Annotated in this window: 17 protein-coding genes; 10 read left to right on the top strand and 7 right to left on the bottom strand. The window is 68.6% G+C overall.

The features are described from left to right. Positions 1-3: 3 nt before the first annotated feature. Positions 4-222, bottom strand: coding sequence for a hypothetical protein (locus tag GLP40_RS14440; protein WP_154788409.1), 219 nt, complete (start codon positions 220-222; stop codon positions 4-6). An 86-nt stretch (positions 223-308) separates the two neighbouring features. Between GLP40_RS14440 and GLP40_RS14435 the strand changes: the two genes are divergently transcribed. Both GLP40_RS14435 and ilvA read left to right on the top strand, forming a co-directional pair. Continuing rightward, positions 309-746, top strand: a complete 438-nt coding sequence (locus GLP40_RS14435) for a nitroreductase family deazaflavin-dependent oxidoreductase (RefSeq protein WP_154788408.1) — start codon at positions 309-311, stop codon at positions 744-746. Positions 747-944: 198 nt separating this feature from the next. Beyond that, the gene (ilvA, locus tag GLP40_RS14430; protein ID WP_407671601.1) at positions 945-2,270 is read left to right on the top strand and encodes a threonine ammonia-lyase IlvA; all 1,326 of its coding nucleotides are present in this window, start codon (positions 945-947) and stop codon (positions 2,268-2,270) included. A 35-nt stretch (positions 2,271-2,305) separates the two neighbouring features. Here the strand turns inward: ilvA and GLP40_RS14425 are convergent, their stop codons facing one another. The 4 genes from GLP40_RS14425 to GLP40_RS14410 all read right to left on the bottom strand — a co-directional run bounded on the left by GLP40_RS14425 (position 2,306) and on the right by GLP40_RS14410 (position 8,037). Further along, positions 2,306-2,455, bottom strand: coding sequence for a hypothetical protein (locus GLP40_RS14425; protein WP_154788407.1), 150 nt, complete (start codon positions 2,453-2,455; stop codon positions 2,306-2,308). A gap of 67 nt (positions 2,456-2,522) precedes the next feature. Continuing rightward, positions 2,523-4,931 carry a malto-oligosyltrehalose synthase gene (gene treY / locus GLP40_RS14420; RefSeq protein WP_154788406.1) on the bottom strand — a complete coding sequence of 803 codons (2,409 nt, stop codon included), beginning with the start codon at positions 4,929-4,931 and terminating at the stop codon, positions 2,523-2,525. Between the two features lie 11 nt (positions 4,932-4,942). Further along, positions 4,943-7,054: a glycogen debranching protein GlgX gene (gene glgX, locus GLP40_RS14415; RefSeq protein WP_154788405.1), complete on the bottom strand. Its 2,112-nt coding sequence runs from the start codon at positions 7,052-7,054 to the stop codon at positions 4,943-4,945. An 11-nt stretch (positions 7,055-7,065) separates the two neighbouring features. Beyond that, positions 7,066-8,037, bottom strand: a complete 972-nt coding sequence (locus GLP40_RS14410) for a bifunctional helix-turn-helix transcriptional regulator/GNAT family N-acetyltransferase (protein WP_154788404.1) — start codon at positions 8,035-8,037, stop codon at positions 7,066-7,068. Between the two features lie 109 nt (positions 8,038-8,146). On the opposite strand from GLP40_RS14410, the gene GLP40_RS14405 reads away from it, so the two are divergent. Continuing rightward, the gene (locus GLP40_RS14405) at positions 8,147-9,415 is read left to right on the top strand and encodes an adenosylmethionine--8-amino-7-oxononanoate transaminase (protein WP_328290153.1); all 1,269 of its coding nucleotides are present in this window, start codon (positions 8,147-8,149) and stop codon (positions 9,413-9,415) included. 267 nt (positions 9,416-9,682) lie between these two features. Here the strand turns inward: GLP40_RS14405 and GLP40_RS14400 are convergent, their stop codons facing one another. Beyond that, on the bottom strand, positions 9,683-9,976 hold the full coding sequence (locus GLP40_RS14400) for a hypothetical protein (RefSeq protein WP_230329571.1): 294 nt from the start codon (positions 9,974-9,976) through the stop codon (positions 9,683-9,685). A 105-nt stretch (positions 9,977-10,081) separates the two neighbouring features. Between GLP40_RS14400 and GLP40_RS14395 the strand changes: the two genes are divergently transcribed. From GLP40_RS14395 to GLP40_RS14380, 4 genes are all read left to right on the top strand, one after another. Further along, positions 10,082-11,236, top strand: coding sequence for an 8-amino-7-oxononanoate synthase (locus GLP40_RS14395; RefSeq protein WP_328290152.1), 1,155 nt, complete (start codon positions 10,082-10,084; stop codon positions 11,234-11,236). Continuing rightward, entirely contained in the window at positions 11,233-11,922 is a 690-nt protein-coding gene (gene bioD, locus GLP40_RS14390; protein WP_154788402.1) for a dethiobiotin synthase, read from the top strand. The genes GLP40_RS14395 and bioD overlap by 4 nt, the downstream gene beginning before the upstream one ends. Before the next feature lie 157 nt (positions 11,923-12,079). Next, complete coding sequence (locus GLP40_RS14385; RefSeq protein ID WP_328290151.1) at positions 12,080-12,547, top strand: SRPBCC domain-containing protein; 468 nt, start codon at positions 12,080-12,082, stop codon at positions 12,545-12,547. 152 nt (positions 12,548-12,699) lie between these two features. Next, positions 12,700-13,848 carry an alpha/beta fold hydrolase gene (locus GLP40_RS14380; protein ID WP_154788401.1) on the top strand — a complete coding sequence of 383 codons (1,149 nt, stop codon included), beginning with the start codon at positions 12,700-12,702 and terminating at the stop codon, positions 13,846-13,848. A 166-nt stretch (positions 13,849-14,014) separates the two neighbouring features. Here GLP40_RS14380 and GLP40_RS14375 read toward each other — a convergent pair whose 3' ends face one another. Beyond that, positions 14,015-14,599 (bottom strand): TetR/AcrR family transcriptional regulator C-terminal domain-containing protein, encoded by a 585-nt coding sequence (locus GLP40_RS14375; RefSeq protein ID WP_328290150.1) that lies wholly within the window; start codon positions 14,597-14,599, stop codon positions 14,015-14,017. A gap of 114 nt (positions 14,600-14,713) precedes the next feature. On the opposite strand from GLP40_RS14375, the gene bioB reads away from it, so the two are divergent. From bioB to GLP40_RS14360, 3 genes are all read left to right on the top strand, one after another. Further along, positions 14,714-15,751 carry a biotin synthase BioB gene (gene bioB, locus GLP40_RS14370; protein ID WP_154788400.1) on the top strand — a complete coding sequence of 346 codons (1,038 nt, stop codon included), beginning with the start codon at positions 14,714-14,716 and terminating at the stop codon, positions 15,749-15,751. Between the two features lie 114 nt (positions 15,752-15,865). Next, positions 15,866-16,081 carry a biotin synthase auxiliary protein BsaP gene (gene bsaP, locus GLP40_RS14365; protein ID WP_328290212.1) on the top strand — a complete coding sequence of 72 codons (216 nt, stop codon included), beginning with the start codon at positions 15,866-15,868 and terminating at the stop codon, positions 16,079-16,081. Beyond that, positions 16,081-16,749 carry a DUF2567 domain-containing protein gene (locus GLP40_RS14360; RefSeq protein ID WP_196054665.1) on the top strand — a complete coding sequence of 223 codons (669 nt, stop codon included), beginning with the start codon at positions 16,081-16,083 and terminating at the stop codon, positions 16,747-16,749. The genes bsaP and GLP40_RS14360 overlap by 1 nt, the downstream gene beginning before the upstream one ends. Positions 16,750-16,849: the final 100 nt, after the last annotated feature.

The following is a 16,849-nucleotide window of genomic DNA, read 5'->3' as shown; positions in this document are numbered from 1 at the left end:
ACTTCAGTCACGGACCGCGGCGAGCAGCCAGCGCACCGCCGATGCGGTCGCGCCGGCCAGCACCGCGGCCTGTACCGACCCGGTGATGAGTGCGAGCATCAGGCAGACCACCACACCGGCGAACAAGGCTTCCAGCTTGTAGACCGGCCACGCCGTACCGGCGATGTCCACGGAGGTGTGCGAGCGGGGCCGCCCGGTGTCCGTAGGGTGAACCACTGCCATACGGTAAGGGTAGTCGGTGACCCAAAGTTCGGGCAACCGAAACTTCTGTCGGGAACAACGCATGATCGTGAGCGGTTACCCAGGTCATGCCACTTATCGGAGAGTATGAACCCAGTCCGTCAGACTGGTCGCGTGAGCAGGCCGAGCAGTACGAGAACTCCGGCGGCGCCGAGGCGCACGAGTTGCGCGGCGTGCCGATCATCCTGCTGACCACCCGCGGCAACAAATCCGGCAAGCTCCGCAAGACCCCGCTCATGCGGGTCGAGCACGATGGCATGTACGCGGCGGTAGCCTCCCTGGGCGGCGCGCCCAAGCACCCGGTCTGGTACTGGAACATCAAGGCCGACCCGCACGTGGAACTGCGCGATCGCGACGTGGTCAAGGACTACGACGCCCGGGAGGTCACCGGCGACGAGAAGGCTCTCTGGTGGAAGCGGGCCGTCGAAGTCTGGCCCGACTACGCCGAGTACCAGAAGAAGACCGACCGCGAGATCCCGGTCTTCGTTCTCACCCCACGCCCCTGAGCTTCGCCCGCCGAGTCGCCGGGAAGCACGGCGGTCGATGAGAAAATGCCCCGATCACCTCGTCATCGGGGCATTTTCGCGGCCGTGCGCGGCGCGGCGGCCCGGATGATCGGCGCATTTCGTGGCGCTGCCTTCAACCCGCCGCATGCTCCCAGCTAGCATGTTCGGGTGTCTGATCCGTTTGCTGTAGCAGAGAAAGTGTCCGGTCCGCTGCCCGAATTGACGGCGGACGAGATCGATGCGGCTGCCAAGCGGATTTCGAACATTATGGAGCCGACGCCGCTGCAACGGATTCCGCGGCTGTCGGCGCTGACCGGGGCCGAGGTCTATCTCAAGCGCGAGGACCTCACCGCCGTCCGCTCCTACAAGCTGCGCGGCGCCTACAACCTCATGGTGCAGCTCACCGATGCCGAGAAGGCCGCGGGCGTGGTCACCGCCAGCGCCGGAAACCACGCACAGGGCGTGGCTTTCGCGTGCAAGGCCATGGGCGTCAAGGGCCGCATCTACGTGCCGACCACCACGCCGAAGCAGAAGCGCGACCGAATCCGCGTCCACGGCGGCGACTTCGTGGACCTCCTGGCCGTCGGCGACACCTATGACGCGGCCGCCGCGGCCGCCGCCGATGATGTGGCCCGCACCGGGGCGACCATGGTCCCGCCCTTCGACGATCCGCGCACCGCGGCCGGGCAGGGCACCATCGCCGCCGAATTCCTCGAACAACTCGGCCGTGCACCGGATCTGGTGGTGGTGCCGGTGGGCGGCGGGGGCTGCCTGGCCGGTATCGGCACCTATCTGCGGGAGCGTTCGCCGCAGACGGCGATCCTGGGCGTCGAGCCCTCGGGCGCGGCTTCCATGACCGCCGCCCTGGTGGCGGGTGGCCCGGTGACGCTGCCCACGATCGACCCGTTCGTGGACGGCGCGGCCGTGCGCCGGATCGGCGCGGTGCCCTACTCCGCGATCTCGCGCTTCGGCGGCCGGGTCCGTTCGCACGCCTCGCTGCCTTTACTGACCACGACCGAATCCGATTCCGGCGCAGGCTCTTTCCGCATGATGCATGTGGACGAGGGCGCCATCTGCACCGCCATGCTGGAGCTGTATCAGAACGAAGGCGTGATCGCCGAGCCGGCGGGCGCGCTGTCGGTGGCGGCGCTGCGCGAGATCGAGGTCGAGCCGGGCTCGACGGTGGTGTGCCTGCTCTCGGGCGGCAATAACGACATCTCCCGCTACGGCGAGGTCATCGAACGCTCGCTGGTGCATCAGGGCCTGAAACATTATTTCCTGGTCGACTTCCCGCAGGAGCCCGGCGCGTTGCGCCGCTTCCTGGACGAGGTCCTGGGCCCCGAGGACGACATCACCCTGTTCGAGTACGTCAAGCGCAACAATCGCGAGACCGGCGCAGCCCTGGTCGGCATCGAACTGGGTGCCCCCGAGGGTCTCGAGTCGCTGCTCGAGCGGATGGACCGGGCGCCCATCCAGTGCGAGCGGCTGGAGCCGAACTCACCCGCCTACCGGTATCTGACCTGATCGGTGTCCCCGTGTGATCCGACCCCTCGTTCGGATCACACGGGACCGGTTGCCCCGCCGGGGCCTTCAGGCGCGCAGGAGGTATCCCCTCGTCCACGCCCGCGCCGCACCCGCTCGCCCAGCTGCTCGTCGTCCTCGCAGACCAGCACCTTGACGCCGCGGGCGCTCACTCCGTCGTCGGGCATGCGGCCACGCTGTCACAGCGATCGTGAACGAATCATGAGCGATCGCGGGGTGACCGCGCCGCTATCGTCAGCGCACCAGCAGGGCGATCGGCAGCCGGGCGAACAGCTTCTCCAGCCGGGCGCGTCCGGAGAAGGTGTGGCCGGTGAGCCGGTCGGTCCAATGTCCCTGCGGCAGATCCAGTACGGTGTCGCCCCAGCCGCCCGCCTCGTCCAGGCGGATGCTGTGGCGGGTGACGGCCACGATCACCTCGGGGGTCTCGCCCGTGCGGCCGCGGGCGTAGGAGAGCAGGTGCTGGGCGCGGTCGCCGGTGGCGAACAGCGGGGTGTAGGTGCCGCCGACGAAGCAGTCGGGGCGTTCGCGGCGCAGCCACAGCGCGTAGGCCACGATCCACATCTTCACCGCGCCGGACGGCTCGAGATCCGGTGTGCCGGTGAGGGATTGCAGCAGCAGCGAGCGGTGGGTGAAGTCCACCGGGCGGCGGTTGTCGGGATCGACGAGCGAGTCCTCCCACAGCTCGCAGCCCTGGTAGATGTCGGGGATGCCGGGACCGCACAGCTGCAGCAGCTTCTGCGCGAGCGCGTCGGTCCAGGCGTGGATGGCCAGATCGGCCGCGAACTCGCCCAGTTCGGCCCCGACCGGCCCGTCGATGACGGTGTCGATCCAGCGGTGCACCGCCGTCTCGAATTCGATATCCGGTTCCTCCCACGAGGATTGGGTCCCGGCCTCGCGGACCGCCTTCTCCGCGAACTGATGCAGGCGCTCGCGCAGTCCGGGCACCGCGGCGGCGGGCCGGCCGTCGGTGGGCCAGACGCCGAACATGTTCTGCAGCAGGAACAGTGTGGTGGCGCCGTCGGGTCCGGGCGCGATCTCCTCCCAGTTGCTGACCGAGCGCGCCCAGATGTCGGGCACCTGCGAGAGCATGCCGATGCGGGCGCGCACGTCCTCGCCGCGCTTGGTGTCGTGGGTGGACAGCGTGGTCATGGTGGCCGGCCAGCGTTGCGCGCGTTCGGCATTGGCGAGATGGAATTCGATGGGCGAGCAGCCGAAGCGGGCCGGATCCGCGCCCATCTCCTGCAGCGACACCAGTCGCGCGGCGCGGTAGAACATGGTGTCCTCCACCGCTTTCGCGCTCATGGCCCCGCCTACCTGATGGAAGCGGGTTGCGGCCTCGCCGCCCGTGGCCAGCGCGGTGACCAGCACCTGTAGCGGTGCGGTCAGTTCGGCATTGCGCCGCGCCACCTCCGCGACCACCGCGCCCACCATGCCGGCCAGCGGCGCGTAGTCGGTGCGGTAGACCGGCATGAACGACAGCACCTCGATGGCGGCATTGGTCAGCGCCATGGTGTCGAAGGCGTCGGCGCGGGCGTCGCGCTTGATGGCGGCCACCAGCCGCCGCACCTCGGGCACCAGCATGGTCTCGGCGACGGCCCGGCGAATCCGGTGCTCCTGCTCGGTGAACCAGGCCCGGTCGCTGCCGTGCCCGGTGAACTCCCGCGACAGGTCGGTGAGCTGCTTTTCGCCGTCGGGGTCGATGAGCACGCCGCCGATATCGGCGAGGGAGTCGTAGCCGGTGGTTCCGTCGATGGGCAGGGTGGCGTCGAGGGGTTCGCGATTGGAGAGCACCTTCTCCACCAGCAGCAGCCGCTGCGGTCCGATGAGCTGGCGCAGTCGCCGCAGGTATTCGGCGGGCTGGGCCAGTCCGTCCGGATGATCCACGCGCACACCGTCGATGAGGTCGTGCTCGCACCAGGCGGCCAGCTCGCGATGGGTGGCCTCGAAGACCGCCGGGTCTTCCTGCCGGATGGCGGCCAGCCCGCCGACGGTGAAGTAGCGGCGGTATCCGCACAGCCCGGACTTCCAGTTGACCAGCCGATAGTGCTGTTTGTCGTGAATGCGCAGCGCGTTCTCGCCATCGGTGCCGGGTGCGATGGGGAAGCGCAGATCGTGCAACGCGAGCATGGGTTCGGGTCCGGAGCGGTCCACGGTCAGCGCCGCCGGATCGTTCTCGCCGGCCAGCACCGGCAGCGCGATGCGCCCGCCCGCGCCGTTGCCGGGCGTCCAGTCGATATCGAACCAGGTGGCGTACTGGGACTTCTTGCCGTGCCGCAGCACATCCCACCACCACGGGTTCTGGCGCGGATCGGCCACGCCCACATGGTTGGGCACCAGATCCACGATGAGGCCCATGCCGCGGCTGCGCACCTCGTCGGCCAGGGCCTTGAGCCCGGTCGGCCCGCCCAGCCCTGCCGACACAGTGGTCGGATCGGTGACGTCGTAGCCGTGGATGGAGCCGCGCGCCGCCGTCATGATGGGCGACAGGTACAGATGCGAAATGCCCAGCTGCTGCAGGTATTCGGCGATGGCGCGCGCATCGGCGAAGGTGAGCGCGTCGGGCCGCAGCTGCAGGCGGTAGGTGCTGCGCACGGGCGTCTGCCGGGCGATGGGTCCGGTCTGGTGTTCGGGCGAGCTGGTCATGGCGGTATCGATCATGCCGTACGGCGCAGCACGAGCAGACAGCGTGCGGGCACTTGGACGGTGGAGCAGGCCGGGAGGACGGGGTCGGCGGCCGGGCGGCCGGTGGGCGCGGAGCAGTCCAGGGCGACCGACCAGGCATCGCCGTGCCGGCGGTCGGGGAGGGTGAAGTCGAGCGTTTGGTCGTGCGCGTTGAAGCACAGCAGGAACGAGTCGTCGGCAATGCGCTCCCCGCGCGGGCCGGGCTCGTGAATGCCGTCGCCATTGAGGAATACCGCGAGCGAGCGGGCGAACCCGGTCTCCCAGTCGGCATCGGTCATGGGCGCGCCGCCGGGGGTGAACCAGGCGATATCGCCGAGGTCGTCAGGCTCCGGCGCCGGATCGAAGAAGCGGCGCCGCCGGAATACCGGGTGCGCGGCGCGCAGAGCCACGGCGCGCCTGGTGAATTCGAGCAGATCGGCATTGGTGTCCATGAACGTCCAGTCCATCCACGACAGCGGTGAATCCTGACAGTAGGCATTGTTGTTGCCTTGCTGGGTGCGGCCGAATTCGTCGCCGTGCAGCAGCATCGGTGTGCCCTGCGAGAGCATCAGGGTGGCGAGCAGATTGCGGGACTGCCGGCGGCGCAGGTCCAGTATTTCGGGGTCCTCGGTCGGGCCCTCGATGCCGCAGTTCCAGGAGCGGTTGTAGTCCTCGCCGTCGTGATTGTCCTCGCCATTGGCTTCATTGTGTTTCTCGTTGTAGGACACGAGATCCGAGAGGGTGAACCCGTCGTGCGCGGTGACGAAATTGATGCTGGCGCTGGGTCGTCGCCCGGTCGTCTCATAGAGATCCGAGGACCCGGTGAGCCGGGAGGCGAACTCGCCCAGCGTCGCGGGCCGTCCGCGCCAGTAATCTCGCACGGTGTCCCGGTATTTGCCGTTCCATTCCGTCCAGGCCACCGGGAAATTGCCGACCTGATACCCGCCCTCTCCGACATCCCAGGGCTCGGCGATGAGCTTGACCTGGCTCACCACCGGATCCTGGTGGACCAGGTCGAAGAAGGTGGAAAGCCGGTCCACATCGTGCAATTCGCGGGCAAGGGTGGCGGCCAGGTCGAAGCGGAACCCGTCCACATGCATGTCGAGGATCCAGTAGCGCAGCGAATCCATGATCAGCTGCAAGGCGTGCGGGTGACGCATATTGAAGCTGTTGCCGGTGCCGGTGTAATCCATGTAGTGCTGCGGATCATCGTCCACCAGACGGTAATACGCGGCATTGTCGATACCTCGGAAGCTGATGGTCGGCCCGAATTCATTTGCCTCGGCGGTGTGGTTGTAGACCACGTCGAGGATCACCTCTATCCCGGCGGCGTGGAAGGCGCGCACCATGGTTTTGAATTCGGTGACCGCCGCGGCGGGAGAGGAGCCCGCGGCATAGCCGCGATGCGGCGCGAAATAGCCGAAACTGTTGTAGCCCCAGTAATTCCGCAGTCCCCGATCCAGCAGGATGCGATCGTCGAGGAACTGGTGCACCGGCATGAGCTCCACGGCCGTCACGCCCAGTCCCAGCAGATGCTCGATGATCGCCGGGTGCGCCATGCCGGCGAAGGTGCCGCGCAATTCCGGCGGCACCGCCGGATGGGTGACGGTCATGCCCTTCACGTGGGCCTCATAGATGACCGTCTCGTGATACGGCCGGCGCGGCGGTCGGTCGTCGGCCCAGTCGAAATACGGATTGATGACCACCCCGGTCATGGTGTGCCCGAGGGAATTCTGCCCGAAGTTGTAGGGCGCGGAGTCGGCCCCGAAATCGCCCTCGAACGCCTTGCCGTACGGATCGAGCAGCAGCTTGCTGGGATCGCAGCGCAGCCCCTTTGTCGGGTCGAAACTCCCATATACCCGGAAACCGTACCGCTGTCCCGGCCCGATCCCGGGCAGATAGGCGTGCCAGACGTATCCGTCCACCTCGTCGAGCGGTATCCGGGTCTCGCGATGGCCGGCGTCGATCAGGCACAGCTCCACCCGGCGGGCCGCTTCGGAGAACACCGAGAAGTTCGTCCCGGCCCCGTCGTAGGTCGCGCCCAGCGGATAGGCGGTCCCCGGCCAGACACCGAGCGCGGTGGTGTCGGGAGTCGCGGGAGCCATGATCCAAGACCCTAGCGGGCCGGATCCTCCTCCCGACCGAGTCCCCGCCGCCAGGTCTGCCCGACCAGATCCACGCCGAAACTATGGTGCGGATTCGACTCCACCAGTTCGAATCCGGCGCGCTGGTAGATGTGGCGCGCGGAATCGAGCACGCTATTGGTCCACAGCACCATCTCGGTGTATCCGGCCTCGGCGGCGAAGCGCAGGCATTCGTCGACCAGGGCGCTGCCCACGCCGAGCCCGCGCGCGGACGGCTCGACCAGCAGCAGTCGCAGCCGGGCGGTGGCATCGTCCGCGCGCATGCAGTAGACGCAGCCGACCGGTGCGCCCCCGTATTCGGCGATCCAGGCCCGTTCCCGTTGCGGGTCATGGGAATTCAGCCAGTCGGCGACGATTTTGGCGACCAGTGCCTCGTACTCGCCGTTCCACCCGAACTCCTCGGCGTAGAGCACGGCATTGCGCTGGATGACCCAGCCATGGTCGCCGGGCCGGGGTTCGCGCAGGACGACCCCGGCCGGATTCGGTTCGGCCTCGGAGTCGAGGATCTGCTCGATGGTTCGCATGGCGCCGACCAGCCGCGTCCGCACGAGGGGGGAGTGCGGGATCAGCAGATTCCCTATCTGCTGCTGGGTGCGCTGGTCCAGGACGGTGAACGCGGTGCGGCCCGCCTCGGTCAACTCCACCACCTGCCGTCGCCCGTCGGCCTCCGATCTCCGGCGGGCCACCAGACCGCGTTCCTCGAACTTGGCCAGGATGCGGCTCAGATATCCGGCGTCCAGCTCCAGCGCCAACCGAAGATCCGCCACCTCGGTGGCCCCGAAGTGGGCCAGCTCGAACAGGATCCGGCCCTCGGTGAGCGAGTGCTCGGTGCCCACCATCCCGCCCTGCAGGACACCGATGATGCGGGTGTAGCGCCGGTTGAAGGCGCGCACGGCGGCAATGTGTCGCGCCTCGACCGGGCGCTCGGCCGTCTCGACTGCCATACCAGCTCCAATCCTTTGACTGAGTCAAAGAATACGGCGAGGTGCTGGTGGGTGCACCGGTTCGTGGTAACTTGAACACCGTTCAAGCGCGCTCCTCGAAGGACTTACTGTGGCATTGACCTCCGGCGAGATCACCGCCATCGACGCCGCCCACGTGTGGCATCCTTACGGCGGCTTCCCGGCCACCACCGAACCGCTGGTGGTCGCCTCCGCGTCCGGCACCCGGCTCACCCTTGCCGACGGCCGGGAAGTGGTGGACGGCATGAGCTCCTGGTGGGCCGCCGTGCACGGGTATCAACACCCGGTGCTGGACGCGGCGCTGCTGGCGCAGTCGCGGAAGATGAGCCACGTGATGTTCGGCGGGCTCACCCATGAGCCGGCGGTGCGAGTGTCGCAGCTGCTGGTCGAGCTCACGCCCGAGGGGCTGGACAAGGTCTTCCTCTGCGACTCCGGCTCGGTGTCGGTGGAGGTCGCGGTGAAGATGTGCCTGCAGTACCAGCGGGCTCTGGGGCGTCCCGCGAAGCACCGGCTGATGACCTGGCGCGGCGGCTACCACGGCGACACCTTCACGCCCATGAGTGTGTGCGATCCCGAGGGCGGCATGCACTCGCTGTGGACGGATGTGCTGGTCCCGCAGATCTTCGCGGGCCCGCCGCCGGAAGGCTATGAGCCGCGATATGTTTCGGAGCTGGAGCAAACCATCGCCGCGCACGCCCACGAATTGGCCGCGGTCATCGTGGAACCCGTGGTGCAGGGCGCGGGCGGCATGCGCTTCCACGATCCGCGCTATCTGGCCGATCTGCGCAGGCTGTGCGACGAGTACGACGTGCTGCTGGTGTTCGACGAGATCGCCACCGGATTCGGGCGCACCGGAACGCTTTTCGCGGCAGAGCACGCGGGAGTCCGCCCGGATGTCATGTGCGTGGGCAAGGCGATCACCGGCGGCTACATGACCCTGGCCGCCGCGCTGTGCACCACCGAGATCGCCGAGACCATCAGCCGCTCGCACGGCGGGCTCATGCATGGTCCGACCTTCATGGGAAATCCTCTCGCCTGCGCGGTCGCGGTGGCCTCGATCGAACTGCTGTTGTCGCGGGACTGGCAGGGGGAGGTCCGCGAAATCCACGACGGCCTCGCCGAGGGCCTGGCCCCCGCACGCGATCTCCCCGGCGTCGCCGACGTCCGCACCCTCGGCGCGATCGGCGTCATCGAGCTGGACCACCCGGTGGACATGCGCGAAACCACCCATGCCGCAGTCGAATCCGGCGTCTGGCTGCGGCCGTTCCGCAATCTCGTCTACTGCATGCCGCCGTTCATCAGCACCCGCGACGACGTCGCGCGCATCGCCACCGCCATGTGCGCGGCCGCGGCGGTCTGACCACCGGTTCGCGCTCCTGGCGAAATACCTGCGACACCCGCGGCGTGGTCGACGATCTCGCCCTTTGAACGCGATGAGGTGCTGGGTCCCCACGGTGCGGGCAGATCCACACCATCGCGGACGCACCCGTGGCTGGACTTCGGTGTGCTCACCGGGGCCGCCACCCTCGCGTCACCGCTTCGGCCTTGCTGAGCCGGCTGGTCCGCTGGTCCGACGCGGTCATCGGCTGACGGTGTGTCGCCCTTTCGGCTCGCGCGGCGCGAGCCTTCAGCGACTGGCCCGTCTTTCGCGCACTTTGTCTGAATTGTCGCTGTCTGACAGGACTTCCCAGACCTTGAATACGCAGTGGTAGTCGTCCGACCAGCCCCGGGCGATCAGCATGAAGGTGTCGCCGTCGCGCAGGATGGTGCGGCGGCTGATCAATCTCGGGTGATCGGGTGTGAATCTCGAAACGAGGTCCGGGACCTTCGCGAGGGCTTGTTCGCGGGTTCCCACCACCTCGGTGAGGATCTTCGGACTCCAGGTCTTGTTGTCGCCGAAGCCGGTCGTCTGCTCGACCACTATTGCCCATCGTGGCATCGCGCAGCCTCCTTACGACTTCCCAGCATAGCGCCGTCCACCCATGCCCATGGCCGCCTGAACGGTGTTCAAGTATGCTTCCGAGCTGTGACTGCCGATCCCTTGAGTTGGCTCGACACCCGCGCCGCCGAGCGCGTCGATGCCGGGCTGCGCCGTGAACTGCGACCCCGCACGTCCGACACGGTGACCATCGACCTCGCCTCCAACGACTACCTCGGGCTGGCGCGCCACCCGGAGGTGATCGAGGGCGCCATCGCCTCGGTCCGGTATTGGGGCGCGGGGTCGACCGGTTCGCGCCTGGTCACCGGGACCACCGCCGAGCACGAGCAACTCGAGTCCGAGCTCGCCGAATTCGTCGGCGCGGAGGCCGGATTGGTGTTCGCCTCCGGCTACGCAGCCAATCTGGGTGCGGTCACCGCGCTGGCCGGCCGTGGGGCACTGGTGGTTTCGGATGCTGGCAGCCACGCTTCGCTGGTGGATGCCTGCCGGCTGTCGCGGGCGCGCGTCGAGATCGCCCCGCACCGTGATCCGGCGGCCGTGGACCGGTTGCTGGCCGGTCGCGGTGAGGAACGTGCACTGGTCTTGACGGATTCGGTGTTCAGCGCCGACGGCGACCTCGCGCCGCTGATCGAACTGCACCGGGTCACCCGCGCGAACGGGGCGGTGCTCATCGTGGACGAGGCGCACGGCCTGGGCGTGCGTGGCGAGGGCGGGCGCGGCCTGGTACACGAGTGCGGGCTGGCCGGGGAACCCGACCTGATCATCACCGCGACACTGTCCAAAGCCCTTGCCGCCCAGGGCGGTGTGGTGCTCGCCAGCGAGCGGGTTCGCGCTCACCTCATCGACGCCGCCCGCACCTTCATCTTCGACACCGGCCTGGCCCCCGCCGTGGTCGGCGCGGCCCGCGCGGCGTTGCGTCTGCTGCGCCGCGAACCCGCGATGGCGCAGCGTGTTCTGGATCGGGCCGCCGATCTGGCCCGCATCGCCGGTGTCGGGCAACCGGATTCGGCCGTCGTGTCGGTCGTCCTCGGCGATGCGCAGGTAGCCTACGACGCCGCCGAGGCCTGCCGTGCCCGCGGCCTCAGCGTCGGCTGCTTCCGCCCCCCGTCGGTCCCCGAAGGCACCTCCCGCCTGCGCCTGACCGCCCGTGCCGATCTCACCGAGGCGGAACTGGTCACCATCGCAACCGTTCTCGGCGAGGTACTGGCCGAAGCTCGTGGGCGGGAGGTGGTTTCGGCATGAGTCCGAGACTGCTGTTCGTTACCGGCACCTCCACCGATGTCGGCAAGACGGTCGTTACCGCGGCCCTGGCCGCCACCGCCCGCGCGGCCGGAATCGAGGTCGCGGTGTGCAAGCCGGCGCAGACCGGCATGGCCTCGGGGGAGCCGGGCGACCTGGCGGAGATCACACGGCTGAGCGGGGTGACCCGCACACTCGAACTGGCCCGCTATCCCGAGCCGCTGGCTCCCGACACCGCCGCGCGCCGCTGCGGAGAGCCGCTGCTCACGCTGGCGGAGACGGTCACCGGGATCGAATCCTGCGCGGACGCCGACCTCGTCCTGGTCGAAGGAGCGGGCGGGCTGCTCGTTCGGATGGGGGAGTTCACCCTGCTGGATCTGGCGCAGAAGATGGGCGCGCCGGTGCTGCTGGTCGCGGCCGCGGGGCTGGGGACCCTCAACCACAGCGAGCTCACCACGCGCGCGCTGGCCGGTGCGGGCATCGAGTGCGCGGGCCTGGTGATCGGATCCTGGCCTGCCGCACCGGACCTGGCGTCGGAGTGCAATCGAACCGATCTGCCCGCGGTGACCGGGGTGGAGCTGGTCGGTTCCGTTCCGGCGGGTGCGGGCACGTGGGGCCGGGCCGAGTTCGCCGTCGCCGCGCCGACCTGGTTCGAGACGGGCTGGACCGGTCGGTATCTGCGGCCGTGAGCGGTGCGCGGGGGACGACGATCTGGTGAGTGGACCCTGTGCCGCCGCGATTGCGGTCCGCGATCCGAACGGGCGTGGCAGCGCGCCCGTGGACTCCTCGAGTGACCCGGCGGGGATGGTGTCGTGATCTTCGTCACGTCGAGCGTAGGGTGGCGCCGTGCCTTCCACTCGAGTCGAGAAGTTCGTCGGTGCCCCGCGTCCGAATGTCTTCCGGGCGCTCCTGGATGCGCATTCGGTGCGCACGTGGATGGTTCCCGACGGCATGAGCAGCCGCGTCCATGAGTTCGATCCCCGCGTCGGCGGGCGATTCCGGATCTCGCTGACCTACGACCTGCCCACCGGGGCGGGGAAGACGACCGCGCACACCGATACCTTCCACGGTGTCTTCGCCCGGGTCGTGCCCGATCGCGAGGTGGTGCAGATCGTCGAATTCGAAACGGACGACCCGGAACTGCGCGGCGAGATGACGGTGACCTACACCCTCGACGACGCACCGGGCGGCACTCGCGTGACCGCCTGCCACGAGAACCTGCCGCCGGGATTGTCGCCCGACGAGAACGAGATCGGATTCCGCATGGCGCTGGCCAAACTCGCGGAACACACCGAACACACCGCCGAACACTGATGCCGCCGCACCGGCACCCTCCGGCGCCGGTCTCGTTTCGCGGCCGTTCCGGCGTGATCACTGCCGCCCATCGAGATGACCTGTGCCGTACCAGGAGATGACCGGCAGCACAAGCCTGGATGACGAGCCGGAAATTCGTACAGTTGATTGGTATGGCGTTGCCGGGCTTTCCGAGTCCGTCCGGTGCCGCCGATTACGACGATCGGCGGCGTCGTGCGCGGTTGCGCGCGACCCGGCTCGGCGCCGGATGGGGGCGGTGGCGGCGGACCCGGCTGCTGGTCCTGCGGCTGAGCCTGGTTCCGCTGATCGCGTTGGGCGCCTTCGCCGAATACATGGGATTGGACGTGCTGCCGGAGCAGACTCGGCTGGCGCGCACCGAACCGGCGGTGCTGCCCATCGCGGGGCCGTCGGATCTGCGGGCGACCGACACCGCGGTCTTCGACCTGGTCGGGCTCGGCGTGCTCGATGCCAGTGACACCGCCCGGGCGCTGCCGTCGCTGACGCGGCTGGGGTCGGTGTGGGCGGTGCGATATGACAACAGCGGTATCGACACCAAGGTCATCTCGGATCTGATCGTGAAGGTCACCGACGCCGCCAAGGTGCCGAACGTGGTGCTGACCGGGCACAGCATGGGCGGGGTCATCGCGCTGGAGATCGCCAAGCACCTGCACCTGGACAGCAGGAAGAGGGTGCGGGCGGTGCTCCTCGATTGCACGCCCATCGACCTGAACGCGGTACGGCCCGAGAGTCGCGACCAGGGCGAGGAAATGCTGCGCTGGATGGGCTGGGTGCCCGGCGCGCGCGAAAGCCGGATATTGCGGCTGATCGTGGAAACCTATGCGCGCCATGACCGTTTCGTCGGCGGCCGCTACATCATCCGCGGCAACGAATTCCGTGCCGCCGTGAAAGATGTACTGCGCGACAAGATCCTGAACACCGATGCCGCCAGCAACGGCCTGATCGAGGCGCAGTTCAAGGCCATTGTGGCGGGTGGCGCACTCGACGATCTGCGGGCGCTGTCCAAACCCGCTGCGGGCAAACCACGTCCGGCCGTCGTGTTCATGCGGCCGCACAACCCCTACGACGATCCCATCGTGGATGTGGAGTACTCGCACAACGTACTGATCGATCAGGTGGGTGGCGTGAACGGGACGCTCCTGGTGGTGACCATGCGAACCACGGCGCATGCCAACCCGATCGAGCGGCCGGGAGAGTACAACACGGTCATCGAACAGCAGGTGGTGCCGTTCGTACGGCAGGTGCTGGCGGACGAGGTCATCGCGATCTCGGTCCCGCGGTAGCCGGGCCCGACAGCGCACCGCGTCGTCGGAATCGGAGGTGGGTGAATTGTCGAGGGCGGCACCAGATTCAGCGCTAGCGGTGGCGCGACCACTCCGGATCCCCACCTGGCCACCGACCATGGCCGCGCGGACTCGACCGTTCGGACGTCTCCGGGCGCCGGGCCGGTCAGCGGATGCGGGCGCCCAGGAGGTGGCGGACGCCGCTGACGAACAGTTGCAGGCCGAAGTCGAAACGGGCGGTGGCGTCGGGCATGTCGTAGAGCGGTGAGTTCTCCTCGGTCAGCGCGCCCGCGGAATCCATCTGGATGCGCGACTGCTCGTCGACCGTCTGGCCGAGCACGTAGTACAGCAGCGTGTAGGCGGCGAGTTCGGCCTCCTCGCGCGTCATGCCGGCGCGAATCGCGGCGCTGGCCAAGCGTTCCCGGCCCTTGCTGGTGGTGAGGCGGGAAGCGTAAGTGGCCGAGACCAATTCGGCGCCGTCGCGATAGGCGAGCAGGCACTCGCGCAGCCGGTGCGCCAATTCGGTCATCTGCTCGGACCATTCGTCGGCCCGGACCGGCTCGTCCATGGGGGCGAGAATCCGGTCGGCGACCGCGCCGAGCAACGCCTGCTTGTTGGGGAAGTGCCAGTACAGTGCGCCGGGCTGGACGTGCAGCGAGGTGGCCAGGCGGCGCATGGTCAGATCCGCCAGTCCGTACTGGTCGAGAATGGCGATGGCCCCGTCGACCACATCCGTGCGATGGAGTTGCACTGAAAAAACCCGACCCTCTCGTGTTCCGGCTCACGTATCGGACTGCTAGCCTACCCTGAACACCGTTCAAGTTGCTCGGCCGCCACATCGGCCGTCAGAAGGGACTCGCGCGCAATGACCCAGGCAGCCGTCACCACCGAAGCTGTTACCGCAGCAGGCGATGACATTCTCGCCATCGCCCGCGAGCAAGTGCTCGAGCGCGGCGTCGGCCTGACCCAGGACCAGACCCTCGAGGTCTTGAAGCTCGGCGACGACCGGCTCGAGGAGCTGCTCGGCCTGGCGCACGACGTGCGCATGAAGTGGTGCGGCCCGGAGGTCGAGGTCGAGGGCATCATCTCGCTCAAGACCGGCGGCTGCCCGGAGGACTGCCACTTCTGTTCGCAGTCCGGCCTTTTCCAGTCCCCGGTGCGCGCGGCCTGGCTCGACATCCCCTCGCTGGTGGAGGCCGCCAAGCAGACCGCCAAGACCGGGGCGACCGAGTTCTGCATCGTGGCCGCGGTGCGCGGTCCGGACGAGCGGCTCATGGCGCAGGTCGCCGCCGGCGTGGAGGCCATCCGCAACGAGGTCGACATCCAGGTCGCCTGCTCGCTCGGCATGCTGAACCAGGAGCAGGTGGATCAGCTGGCCGCCATGGGCGTGCACCGCTACAACCACAACCTGGAGACCTCGAGGTCGCACTTCCCGAACGTGGTCACCACCCACACCTGGGAGGAGCGCTGGGACACCCTGCGCATGGTCCGCGAGGCCGGCATGGAGGTGTGCTGCGGCGGCATCCTCGGCATGGGCGAAACCCTGGAGCAGCGTGCCGAATTCGCGGCGCAGCTGGCCGAGCTGGAGCCCGACGAGGTGCCGTTGAACTTCCTCAACCCGCGCCCCGGCACCCCCTTCGGCGACCTCGAGGTGCTGCCCGCCGCCGACGCCCTGCGCGCCGTCGCCGCCTTCCGCCTGGCCCTGCCGCGCACCATCCTGCGCTTCGCCGGCGGCCGCGAGATCACCCTCGGCGACCTGGGTGCCAAGCAGGGCATCCTCGGCGGCATCAACGCCGTCATCGTCGGCAACTACTTGACCACCCTGGGCCGCCCCGCCGAGGCCGACCTGGATCTCCTGGGCGAACTCGAGATGCCGATCAAGGCACTCAACGAAACCTTCTGAGATAAAAAAAGGGGGTACGGGGCATCGACCCCGGACTCGTCCCATACGGTAAGGGTTCCGGGGGCTGCGCCCCCACGCCCGAGTTCGAGACACGAAGGATCCATCGAGGTGGTCGTGGACATCGAGGAGCGCTACAACCCGTTCACGGGTAAGCGAGTGGTTCCGGGACTGGACGATCCGGTACCCGCCGCAGCCGCACTGGGTTTGGAGCCCCCGCGCTTCTGCGAACAATGCGGTCGCCGCATGATCGTGCAGGTCAGCCCCGACGGCTGGTGGGCGAAATGCTCCCGCCACGGCATCCTCGACTCCACGAGCCTGGAACACCGCTAGTGGCGACCACACTCACCGCCGAGCCGGGCGGGCCACGCGTCGAGATACTGAGGCGGGAAGTGCGCGCGGCGGCGGTGGTGTGCACCGTCTTCGCCGCGGCGAGCGCCCTGGCCGGGGTGGCCTGGGCGTTCCTCGCTCCCGCCGAGCAGCTGCTGGTGGTGGAACCCGACCGCGGCACCGCGCTCACCGGCGAGAGCGTGCACCGCTTCGACGCTCTCGCCATTTTCGTGCTGATCGGCATCGCCCTCGGCGTTCTCGGCACGGCCGCGGCCTGGCGCTGGCGCCGCGTCCGCGGCCCCGTCCTGCTCTCCGGCATCGTCCTCGGTTCGCTCGGCGGAGCCCTCCTCGTGAAGGTGGTCGGCGAGGCGGTCGCCGAGCGGCTCCACACCCGGCCCGCACACCCAGCCATCCACTCCATCGTGGAATTCGCTCCCTCCGTGGAGGGTTGGGCCGCCCTCATCGCCCAACCCCTGGCCGCCGCGGTCACAGTCCTCTTCCTCGCCGCGCTCAGTACCTCCGACGACCTGGGCAGCGGTGAATACCTCCCCTTCGGCGGCCACCGCCCCGCCCCGATCGCCATCGCCCCATCCCAGTACGGCTCCGCCATCACCTACGGCCCCTACCCCGGCAACGGCACCCGGCAGACCCTCGCCCCCGAGAGCCCATAGTCCTCTTCGAGCCCCGTCCCGCCTCGAATCCGGCACTCTCCGCCGGCCCGGCCCCAGCAATATTCACTGGAGCCCAAGCGTTTTCCCCCCTACCGTGTTC

This window comes from Nocardia aurantiaca (assembly GCF_009708175.1).
Classification (GTDB): Bacteria; Actinomycetota; Actinomycetes; order Mycobacteriales; family Mycobacteriaceae; genus Nocardia; species Nocardia aurantiaca.
Note: the sequence above shows the minus strand (reverse complement) of the source record. Positions and strands in the feature narration are given on the sequence as shown.

What these genes read in the sequence shown, in the direction of transcription:
- GLP40_RS14425 (WP_154788407.1), bottom strand. Translation starts at nt 2,455, where the DNA reads ATGCCCGACGACGGAGTGAGCGCCCGCGGCGTCAAGGTGCTGGTCTGC.
- bioB (WP_154788400.1), top strand. Translation starts at nt 14,714, where the DNA reads ATGACCCAGGCAGCCGTCACCACCGAAGCTGTTACCGCAGCAGGCGAT.
- GLP40_RS14440 (WP_154788409.1), bottom strand. Translation starts at nt 222, where the DNA reads ATGGCAGTGGTTCACCCTACGGACACCGGGCGGCCCCGCTCGCACACC.
- bioD (WP_154788402.1), top strand. Translation starts at nt 11,233, where the DNA reads ATGAGTCCGAGACTGCTGTTCGTTACCGGCACCTCCACCGATGTCGGC.
- GLP40_RS14410 (WP_154788404.1), bottom strand. Translation starts at nt 8,037, where the DNA reads ATGGCAGTCGAGACGGCCGAGCGCCCGGTCGAGGCGCGACACATTGCC.
- GLP40_RS14435 (WP_154788408.1), top strand. Translation starts at nt 309, where the DNA reads ATGCCACTTATCGGAGAGTATGAACCCAGTCCGTCAGACTGGTCGCGT.
- treY (WP_154788406.1), bottom strand. Translation starts at nt 4,931, where the DNA reads ATGACCAGCTCGCCCGAACACCAGACCGGACCCATCGCCCGGCAGACG.
- GLP40_RS14380 (WP_154788401.1), top strand. Translation starts at nt 12,700, where the DNA reads ATGGCGTTGCCGGGCTTTCCGAGTCCGTCCGGTGCCGCCGATTACGAC.
- glgX (WP_154788405.1), bottom strand. Translation starts at nt 7,054, where the DNA reads ATGGCTCCCGCGACTCCCGACACCACCGCGCTCGGTGTCTGGCCGGGG.